Raw genomic sequence first — 5,162 nt, forward strand, 5'->3', positions numbered from 1 at the left:
GCCCGTGAGTTGCACGATTCGGTGGCGCAGCAGTTGGGTTACCTGGCATTCCAGGCCCACGGCTTGCAGTCACAGTTGGGCGCGCCCGTCCTGCAGGACCTCTGCGCCGGCCTGAGCCAGTTGCAACGCCAGGTGCGCGAGCTGATCACCAGCGCACGCCTGACCATGGACGGACGCTCGTTGCGCCAGGCCTTGGCCGACTCGGTCGCGGAGTTTTCGCGGCGCTGCATCATCGTGTTCGAGTTGGACAACCGCCTGGCCGACGATGCCCTGAGTCCGGAAACCGAGTTGCAGATCCTGCAGATCGTGCGCGAGGCCCTGGCCAATGCGGTGCGCCATTCCCACGCGCGGCATGTGCGTATTGAACTGCGCCAGACCCAGGACGGCGATGCCTCGGTGTCGGTGGAGGACGATGGCATCGGCTTGAGCCCGGCGTGCGATGAGCACAACCATTTCGGCCTGGCAATTATCCGCGAGCGCGCCGCCAGCATCGGCGCGCGGCTGAGCATTGAAGCGATCCGCCCGCACGGCGTACGCGTGCACCTTGGCCTGCGCCGCCACCACGACCTGCCACAAGGGAGTCTCGATGGACTGCACGACCTTATTACTGATCGATGATCACCCGCTGTTTCGCAAAGGCCTGGCGCAACTGTTCGATGCCAGCGACGACTTCGAAGTGGTGGGGCAGGCGGCCAGTGGCCGAGAGGGCATCAACCTGGCCGTGAGCCTGACGCCGCAGCAGGTCTTGCTGGATCTGCACATGCCCGGCCTCAGCGGCCTGCAGGTGCTGGACGAACTGCGCCAATTGCACCTGGACTGCCAGGTGGTGGTGCTCACGGCGTCGATGGACCGCGCCGAATTGCTCACTGCCTTGCGCCTGGGCGCCAGCGGTTACGTGCTCAAGGAAACCGAGCCCGAGGCATTGCTGGCGTATATGCGCAACTGCCACAAGGGCGCGATCATGCTCGACTCAAGCCTGATCGCCTTGCTCGCCGACCCGGCCGAGCCCAGGCCACACGGCGAGACGCCGGGCGGTGAGAACCTCACTGAACGCGAAGGCCAGACCCTGGCGCTGATCGCCGCCGGCATGAGCAATAAACAGATCGGCAGGGAACTGGGGATCAGCGACGGCACGGTGAAAATCTACGTGCGCAGCCTGTTGCAGAAACTCAACCTGCATTCGCGCCTGGAGCTGGCGGCCCGGGTGCACAGCGGCGCGTTGCTCAAACACGAGGAGCGTCATTAGATGAGGGAAAGCCCTGACGCTTTGGTACAGGCACCGCCCGCGTACCCAATGGATTGTTTTCCCGCCGCTTTGCTGCACCTGCGCGACAACGGCCAGATCGCCCACTTCAACCTGGCCTGGGCCGAGTTGATGGGCGCGCCGGGCGCGGAGCGCAACCTCGTCGACTACGTGCACCAGGAAGACCGCCCGCTGTGGCGCCAGGCCTTGCATGAACTGCGCCGACGCCCCGAGACCTCGTTCAACCAGCGCCTGCGCTTCGTGCATCCGTGCGGCGAACTGCGCTGGTTCGAGATCAGCCTCAAGCGCGGCCCGCAGGGCTTCTACCTAGTGGCCGGGGATGTCACTGCGCACAAGCGCCGCGAAATCGCCTTGCTAGCCAGCCAGCGCAGCAGCATGAGCTTGCTCGACAGCATGCCCGGGCTGATCTATCGCGGCCGTAACAACCGCGACTGGACCATGGAGTTCGTCAGTGCCGGCTGCCTGCAATTAACCGGCTACCCCGCCGAGCGGCTGGTGGACAACCATGAATTCACCTACAACAGCCTGATCCTGGCCCAGGACGCCGACTACGTGTGGCGCGAGGTGCAATATGCGTTGTCGCGCCATGAACCGTTCGAGCTCAATTACCAGATCCGCTGCGCCGACCAGTCGATCAAGCATGTGTGGGAGAAGGGCGTGGGGATCTATGCCGATACCTGCGAGGTGCTGGGCATCGAGGGGGCGATTTTCGAGCGTAGGATTTAACGGGTAAATGCAGTTAAAAAATGTGGGAGGGGCGGTGCGACGATTCGACTTGCTCCCGATGGCAGTGGATCAGATACAAACAAGCTGACTGACCCACCGCTATCGGGGGCAAGCCCCCTCCCACAAAGTTTTGTGTGTGGCTTAGGCCGGCATGGGCAGGGCGCCCATCTTGCCGTGGCAATACACCAGTGGCCCGGCGTTCTGCTGGGGCACGATGAGGTTCTCAAACTGTGGGAGGGGGCTTGCTCCCGATAGCGGTGGGTCAGCTACAGATAAGTTGACTGTTCCTCCGCTATCGGGAGCAAGTCGAACCGTCGCACCGCCCCTCCCACATGGGTGACTCAATGAGCGCCGGCGGCCTTGTTCAGATCGCTTTCGGCCCACTCGGTGTACACACAGGCATCCGCCGTGGCCCAGCGCACGCGCACCGGGTCACCGGCCTTGAGCGGCATGCCGGCAGCGGACAATGCCTTGACCGTCATCGAGGTGCCGCCCAGGGTTTTCACGCTGCAGGTCTGGCTTTCGCCGAGGAACAGCACTTCGCCGACGAGCGCCGACACCTCATTCCAACCGGCGGCCAGGGGCTGTTCGGCGGCCTGTTCGACGCTCAGCGCCAGGGCTTTTTCCGGGCGCACCATCAGCAGCACATCCTGCTCGCTGCGCAGGCCGCTGGTCAGGCGGATCGACACGGATTGGCCTTCGAATGACGCCGCCGCGTTGCCCTGGGCCTTGAGCTTGAGGAAGTTGGAGTTGCCGAGGAATGAGGCGACAAACGCGTTCGGCGGGTTCTGGTACAGGTCGAAACCGCTGCCCAGGCCGACGATTTTGCCGTGGCTGAAAATCGCGATGCGTTGTGACAGGCGCATCGCTTCTTCCTGGTCGTGGGTCACATAGACGATCGTGATGCCCAGGCGCCGGTGCAGCTGGCGCAGCTCGTCCTGCAAGTCTTCACGCAGTTTTTTGTCGAGGGCGCCGAGCGGTTCGTCCATCAGCAGGATGCGCGGTTCGTACACCAGCGCCCGGGCGATGGCGACGCGCTGTTGCTGGCCGCCGGACAGTTGCGACGGGCGGCGATGGGCGAATTGTTCCAGTTGCACCAGCTTGAGCATGGCGTCGACACGCTTCTCGCGCTCGGCGCTGGCCAGTTTGCGGATCGCCAGGGGGAAGGCGATGTTGTCGCGTACCGACAGGTGCGGGAACAGCGAGTAGCGTTGGAACACCATGCCGATGTCGCGCTTGTGCGGCGGTACGTTGACCAGCGATTGACTGTCCACCAGGATCTCGCCGCTGCTGGGCGTTTCAAAGCCGGCGAGCATCGACAGGGTGGTGCTTTTGCCCGAGCCGCTGGAGCCGAGGAAGGTGAGGAATTCGCCGTCCTTGATGTCCAGCGAAATGTTGTCCACGGCGCAAAATTCGCCGTAGTACTTGTTCAGGTTGCGCAGGCTGACCAGTGGTTGGCCCGGGTTCTGCGCGGCATCTTGGATCACTGCACTCATGTTCTGCTCCTGGGCGCTCAAGCGCGGGTTTCTGTGCGCCGGCGAACGGCGGCGGCGATGACCATGACCAGCACCGAGAGGCCGATCAGCAACGTCGAGGCGACGGCGATCACCGGTGTCAGGTCTTGACGCAGGGTGGTCCACATTTTCACGGGAAGGGTTTGCAGGGTCGGGCTGGCCATCATCACGCTGAGCACCACTTCGTCCCATGACACAAGAAAGGCGAACAGCGCACCGGCCACCATCCCCGGGCGAATCGCCGGGAAGGTCACCTTGAACACCGCCTGCAGGCGCGACGCACCGCAGATCACCGCCGCGTCTTCAATCGACTGATCGAACAGTTTCAGCGAGTTGATGATTGAGATGATGGTGAACGGCAACGCGACAATCACGTGGCTGACCACAAAGGCGAACATCGTGCCGGTGTAGCCGAGCTTGAGGAACAGCGCGTACACCGCCACGGCGATGATCACCAGCGGCACGATCATTGGCAGGGTGAACAGGCCGTAGAGCAGTTCGCGGCCGGGGAAGCGCCCGCGCACCAGGGCAAATGCCGTGGGCAGGCCCAGCGCCACGGCGAACACGGTGGTCAGCACGGCGACCTTGAGGCTGGCCAGCGCCGCGTTCATCCAGTCGGCGTTGGAGAAGAATTGGCCGTACCATTTCAGCGTCCAGCCCGGTGGCGGGAACACCAGCCATTGCGACGAGCCGAACGACAGCAGCACGATAAACACGATCGGCAGCAGCAGGAACAGCCCAATCAACCCGGTGGTGGTGTAGAGGCCCAGGCGCATCCTGCGGCTCATGGCATTCGGAGTCAGCAGCATGACGGTTTACCTCGCATTGCTCGCGCCAACCGGGGATTCCGGCTGAAGTTTCAGGTAGAAGTAGAACAGCACCAGCGTGATGAAGATCAGCAACGCGGCACCGGCACTGGCCAGGCCCCAATTGAGGAACGATTGCACCTGCTGGATGATGAACTCGGGCAGCATCATGTTCTGCGCACCGCCGAGCAGCGCCGGGGTGACGTAGTAACCGAGGGACATCACGAACACCATCAACCCGCCAGAAAACAACCCCGGCCGGCACAGCGGCAGGAACACCCGGAAGAAGTTGGTCCACGGGCTCGCGCCGCAGATGGAGCCGGCCTGCAGGATCATCGGGTCGATGGCCTGCATGGTCGCCTGCAACGGCAGCACGATGAACGGGATCATGATGTAGCTCATGCCGATCACCACGCCGGTGAGGTTATGCACCATCTCCAGGGGCACATCGATGATGCCCATGGCCATCAGCGCCTTGTTGATGACCCCGGAGGCTTGCAGCAATACCAGCCAGGAATAGGTGCGGGCCAGCAGGCTGGTCCACATCGACAGCAGCACGATATTCAAGATCCAGCGGCCCCAGCCGCGTGGCACCAGGGTAATCGCCCAGGCCAGCGGGAAGCCCAGCAACAGGCTGAACAGGGTCACCAGGCCCGCCACCGAAAAGGTGTTGAGCATTACCCGGGCGTAGGCCGAGTTGGCGAACAACTGTTCATAGTTGCCCAGGCCCGGCACCGGTTCCAGTACACCGCGCAGCAACAGCCCGATCAGCGGTGCGAGGAAGAACAGGCCGAGGAACAGCAGGGCCGGGATCAGGTTTCCCGCCCCCCGCCAGCGCTGGGCCAGGGACGG

At 63.5% G+C, this 5,162-nt stretch carries 6 protein-coding genes and 1 pseudogene; 3 read left to right on the forward strand and 4 right to left on the reverse strand.

All coding sequences use genetic code 11. The features are described from left to right. The 3 genes from L9Z73_RS24805 to L9Z73_RS24815 form a co-directional block, all read left to right on the forward strand. A partial coding sequence (locus L9Z73_RS24805; RefSeq protein ID WP_247406695.1) for an ATP-binding protein occupies nucleotides 1–618 on the forward strand: 618 nt, incomplete at its 5' end. After that, on the forward strand, nucleotides 587–1,246 hold the full coding sequence (locus tag L9Z73_RS24810) for a response regulator (protein WP_247406698.1): 660 nt from the start codon (nucleotides 587–589) through the stop codon (nucleotides 1,244–1,246). The genes L9Z73_RS24805 and L9Z73_RS24810, both read left to right, overlap by 32 nt. Continuing rightward, nucleotides 1,247–1,990 carry a PAS domain-containing protein gene (locus L9Z73_RS24815; RefSeq protein ID WP_247406701.1) on the forward strand — a complete coding sequence of 248 codons (744 nt, stop codon included), beginning with the start codon at nucleotides 1,247–1,249 and terminating at the stop codon, nucleotides 1,988–1,990. Between the two features lie 141 nt (nucleotides 1,991–2,131). Here the strand turns inward: L9Z73_RS24815 and L9Z73_RS24820 are convergent. The 4 genes and pseudogenes from L9Z73_RS24820 to L9Z73_RS24835 all read right to left on the reverse strand — a co-directional run. Continuing rightward, a pseudogene (locus L9Z73_RS24820) lies at nucleotides 2,132–2,215 on the reverse strand (flavin reductase family protein); the annotation flags it as partial. 116 nt (nucleotides 2,216–2,331) lie between these two features. Continuing rightward, complete coding sequence (locus tag L9Z73_RS24825) at nucleotides 2,332–3,486, reverse strand: ABC transporter ATP-binding protein (RefSeq protein ID WP_247406704.1); 1,155 nt, start codon at nucleotides 3,484–3,486, stop codon at nucleotides 2,332–2,334. Nucleotides 3,487–3,503: 17 nt separating this feature from the next. After that, nucleotides 3,504–4,313 (reverse strand): ABC transporter permease, encoded by an 810-nt coding sequence (locus tag L9Z73_RS24830; protein WP_247406707.1) that lies wholly within the window; start codon nucleotides 4,311–4,313, stop codon nucleotides 3,504–3,506. A gap of 6 nt (nucleotides 4,314–4,319) precedes the next feature. Continuing rightward, nucleotides 4,320–5,162: ABC transporter permease (locus L9Z73_RS24835; RefSeq protein WP_247406709.1), on the reverse strand; the 843-nt coding region annotated here is incomplete at its 5' end.

Origin of the sequence: Pseudomonas emilianonis, from assembly GCF_023072625.1 — a bacterium.
Classification (GTDB): Bacteria; Pseudomonadota; Gammaproteobacteria; order Pseudomonadales; family Pseudomonadaceae; genus Aquipseudomonas; species Aquipseudomonas paraveronii.